4 protein-coding genes are annotated in these 4,492 nt (G+C 67.4%); 2 read left to right on the top strand and 2 right to left on the bottom strand.

The genetic code is table 11. From position 1 onward, the window contains the following. Nucleotides 1-128 precede the first annotated feature (128 nt). Nucleotides 129-1,889 (bottom strand): proteasome ATPase, encoded by a 1,761-nt coding sequence (gene arc / locus ACFU5M_RS34045; RefSeq protein ID WP_379055658.1) that lies wholly within the window; start codon nt 1,887-1,889, stop codon nt 129-131. Nucleotides 1,890-2,068: 179 nt separating this feature from the next. Between arc and ACFU5M_RS34050 the strand changes: the two genes are divergently transcribed. Beyond that, nucleotides 2,069-2,587 (top strand): hypothetical protein, encoded by a 519-nt coding sequence (locus ACFU5M_RS34050; RefSeq protein WP_379055660.1) that lies wholly within the window; start codon nt 2,069-2,071, stop codon nt 2,585-2,587. 42 nt (nt 2,588-2,629) lie between these two features. Here the strand turns inward: ACFU5M_RS34050 and ACFU5M_RS34055 are convergent, their stop codons facing one another. Continuing rightward, nucleotides 2,630-3,463, bottom strand: coding sequence for a tRNA (adenine-N1)-methyltransferase (locus tag ACFU5M_RS34055; RefSeq protein WP_379055662.1), 834 nt, complete (start codon nt 3,461-3,463; stop codon nt 2,630-2,632). A gap of 75 nt (nt 3,464-3,538) precedes the next feature. On the opposite strand from ACFU5M_RS34055, the gene ACFU5M_RS34060 reads away from it, so the two are divergent. Next, entirely contained in the window at nt 3,539-4,450 is a 912-nt protein-coding gene (locus ACFU5M_RS34060; RefSeq protein WP_379055664.1) for a RecB family exonuclease, read from the top strand. The last annotated feature ends 42 nt before the right edge of the window (nt 4,451-4,492 follow it).

The following is a 4,492-nucleotide window of genomic DNA, read 5'->3' on the forward strand; positions in this document are numbered from 1 at the left end:
ACTTCTTACGTCCCTGCGGAGTCCGATCCGCCCGGATCTCGAAATCCACAACACCCCTTGAGCTGAGGTGTTGCAACGACTCCTAGAACCCGCGGAGGAGACGCAGCCCTTCGTGGTCCGGCGAACCGTTACAGGTACTGACCGGTGTTCGACTCGGTGTCGATGGCGCGGCTGGCGCTGGCGTTCTTGCCGGTGACCAGCGTGCGGATGTAGACGATCCGCTCACCCTTCTTGCCCGAGATACGTGCCCAGTCATCCGGATTCGTGGTGTTGGGCAGGTCCTCGTTCTCGGAGAACTCGTCCACGATCGAATCGTAGAGATGCTGGATGCGCAGGCCGGGATTGCCGGTGTCGAGCACCGCCTTGATGGCGTACTTCTTGGAGCGGTCCACGATGTTCTGGATCATGGCGCCGGAGTTGAAGTCCTTGAAGTACAGGACCTCTTTGTCACCGTTGGCATAGGTGACTTCGAGGAAGCGGTTGTCTTCGCTCTCGGCGTACATCCGATCTACGACCCGTTCGATCATGGCGTTGATGCACAGGTTCTTGTCGCCGCCGAACTCCGCCAGATCGTCGTCGTGCAGCGGCAGGTGCTCGGTGAGGTACTTCGAGAAGATGTCCTGCGCCGACTCCGCGTCCGGACGCTCGATCTTGATCTTCACGTCCAGGCGGCCCGGCCGCAGGATCGCCGGATCGATCATGTCCTCACGGTTGGAGGCGCCGATCACGATGACGTTCTCCAAGCCCTCGACGCCATCGATCTCCGAGAGCAGCTGAGGCACCACCGTGGTCTCGACGTCCGAGGAGACACCCGAGCCACGAGTACGGAAGATCGAGTCCATCTCGTCGAAGAACACGATCACCGGCGTGCCCTCGGACGCCTTCTCACGAGCCCGCTGGAAGATGATCCGGATGTGACGCTCGGTCTCGCCGACGAACTTGTTGAGCAGCTCGGGGCCCTTGATGTTCAGGAAGTACGACTTGGCTTCCTTGGCATCCTCACCGCGCGCCTCGGCGATCTTCTTGGCCAGCGAGTTGGCCACCGCCTTGGCGATGAGCGTCTTGCCACAGCCGGGCGGACCGTAGAGCAGCACACCCTTCGGCGGACGCAGCGCGTACTCGCGGAAGAGGTCCTTGTGCAGGAAGGGCAGCTCCACCGCGTCGCGGATCTGCTCGATCTGCCTGCCGAGACCACCGATGTCGCCGTAGTCGACATCGGGCACCTCTTCCAGCACGAGGTCCTCGACCTCGGCCTTGGGGATGCGCTCGAAGGCGAATCCGGCCTTCGTGTCCACCAAGAGCGAGTCGCCCGGCCGCAGCTTGCGAATGGGGGAATCGGGATCGTCCAGGTCGTCCATCTCGGCGACCTTCGCCAGGGGGCCTGCCAGCCACACCACACGCTCCTCGTCGGCATGGCCGACGACCAAGGCGCGACGTCCGTCGTCGAGGATCTCCCGGAGGGTGCCGATCTCGCCGACCGCGTCGTAGTGCCCGGCCTCGACGACCGTGAGCGCCTCGTTGAGGCGGACGGTCTGACCGTATTCGAGCGTCGAGGTCTCGATGTTCGGAGAACACGTCAACCGCATCTTGCGACCCGAAGTGAACACGTCGACCGTCTGATCGTCGTACACACCGATCAGAATGCCGTATCCGCTCGGCGGCTGACCCAGCCGATCGACCTCCTCGCGCAGCGCGACCAACTGCTGGCGCGCCTCTTTGAGGGTGTCCATCAGCTTCGTGTTGCGAATGGTCAGCGAATCGATGCGGGCTTCCAATTCCCGTGTGCGATCTGGCGAGTCGGCGAGTTGCCTTCGGAGTGCAGCCGCCTCGGCGCGTACCGCCTCGAGCTCTCTCCAGGCCGCCGAATCCGAATTCTCGATGGGGCTCATGTGCTGCTCCTCCCAGTCCCGGTCTATCAACGCTACCGGGCGCGACCCGTTCTCGCTTTCCGACATGGTTTCGTGGTGATCACATCTGGGCCGCGATCGGCGGCCGGACCACCATGTTAGCCTGCCCTAACCCGACCCTGGCGAGCCCGCTCGCCGCCCGAGCCGAAAGGTTGCCGACCATGCTCCTTCCCGCGAGAACCCTGCGTATCTCCCTTGCCACCGCCGCCGCGGCGCTGGCCATCACCGGCGCAACGGCGGCATGCGGCTCCGACGACGACTCTGCCACCACCGCGGCGACCTCGGCCACCACCAGCGTCGCCGCGTCGGGTACCCATGATCACGGCGACCATGCGACCGGTGCGCCGACCGCCGAGAACCTGCAGGCGATGCTGGTCGAGCTCGCCGATCCGAAGGTACCCACCGCGGAGAAGTCCAAGCTGATCGTCAACGGTGAGAAGCGGACCGCGAACATCGACCAGATGAACGCGGGCCTGCAGGGCTACACGCTCACCTTCGCTGTCGCCGAGCTCACCACCCAGGGCAACACCGCGAACGCGCAGGTGACCATCGGCTCCCCGCACGGCGCCGCCCCTGCCGTCCCGCTGACCTGGGAAAAAGTCGACGGCACCTGGAAGCTGTCGGACGCCAGCGGCTGCCTGCTGCTCGGCTTCGCGCAGGCGCCCTGCGTCCCGGCCTGAGTCCGGCGCGCCGATCACCCCTCCGTCGCCGCCCTGCCGCGCTCAGCCCTTCGACGGCCTGCGCTGCGGCTTGGGCGTGACGGTGCCCTCGGCCAGCCTGCGGGCACTGACCAGGAATGCGGTGTGGCCCTGCATGCGATGTTCGGGCCGCACGGCCAAGCCGACCACGTGCCACGGCCGCACCAGCGACTCCCAGGAGCGCGGCTCGGTCCAGCACTCCTGCGCGCGCAGCGCTTCGACCACCTTCGACAGCTGTGTGACGGTGGCCACATAGATGATCAATACGCCGCCCGGCACCAGCGCCTCCGACACCGCTGGTAGCGCGTCCCACGGCGCCAGCATGTCCAGCACCGCGCGGTCGACCGGCTCTCCGGTGTAGTCGGCCACGTCGCCTACGGTCAGCGACCAGTTCGCCGGGCGCTCCCCGAAGAACGTCTCCACGTTGCGGACCGCGTGCTCGGCGTGGTCGGCGCGGATCTCGTAGGACACCACCTGCCCCTGCGGCCCGACCGCTCGCAGCAGCGAGCAGGTCAGCGCACCGGACCCCGCGCCTGCTTCGAGCACGCGCGCGCCGGGGAATACGTCGCCTTCGTGCACGATCTGCGCCGCGTCCTTGGGATAGATCACCGCGGCGCCGCGCGGCATGGACAGCACGTAGTCGATCAGCAGCGGACGCAGCGCGAGATAGGGCGTGCCGTTGGTGGAGTGCACCACACTGCCCTCATCGGCGCCGATCAGGCTGTCGTGCTTGATCCCGCCGCGGTGGGTGTGGAACTCTTTGCCCGGCTCCAAGACCACCGTGTACAGGCGCCCCTTGGCATCGGTCAGCTGTACCCGGTCACCGATGGTGAATGGCCCGGTCCGTCTGGCCGTCATGAATCTCCGTTCCACTGGTTGGAATCCGTGCTGTCGGGCACCGGCGTGTCGGTGCCGCCGGATAGCCTGCCAGGTATGTGCTCGCCCGTGTCCACGCCCCCTGCCGACGACGCGCGGACCTCCGAGCCCGACGTGCCCGCGCGGCATGCCCGGCCCGCGCTGTCGCCTTCCCGGGCAATGGATTTCAAGCAGTGTCCGCTCAAATACCGGTTCCGGGCGATCGACCGGATTCCGGAGCAGCCGTCGGTGCACGCGGTGCGCGGCACGGTGGTGCACGCGGTGCTGGAGGATCTCTACGGGCTGCCCGCGGCCGAGCGGGTGCCCGACCGCGCCGAGGCTCTGGTACCCGTTGCGTGGGCACGGGTGCGTGCCGAACAGCCGGAGGTCGCGGAGCTGATCGCCGGCGAGCGGCTCGATGTCTTCCTCGACGAGGTGCGCGCGCTGGTGCACCGCTACTACCGGCTGGAGGATCCGACGCGTTTCGACCCGGAATCGCGCGAGGCGCGGGTGGAGGTCGAACTCGACGACGGCGCGCTGCTGCGCGGATTCGTCGACCGGATCGACATCGCGCCCAGCGGCGCCCTGCGCGTCGTGGACTACAAGACCGGCCGTGTGCCGGGTCCGACGCAAGAGACCAAGGCGCTGTTCCAACTGAAGTTCTACGCGCTGGTGGTCCTGCGCACCCGCGGCGTGGTGCCCGCCCAGCTCCGGCTGCTCTACCTGGCCGACGAGCAGATCCTCACCTACGCCCCCGACGAGCAGGAGTTGCTGCGCTTCGAGCGCACGCTCTCGGCACTGTGGGCGGCCATTCTGGAGGCGGGCCGCACCGGAGACTTCCCGCCGAACTCCGGTCGGCTGTGCTCGTACTGCGACTACAAGCCCCTGTGCCCGGCGTTCGGCGGCACGCCACCGCCCTATCCCGGCTGGCCGAGCGGTGGCGCGGCCGAGTCCCCGGAGGAGACCCTGGCCGAAGCCGTCTCCGACTGACGGGCTGGTGGCCGCTCGCCGCCCGGTTCCGCGGCCTGGGAC

Source organism: Nocardia sp. NPDC057455 (assembly GCF_042802775.1).
Classification (GTDB): Bacteria; Actinomycetota; Actinomycetes; order Mycobacteriales; family Mycobacteriaceae; genus Nocardia.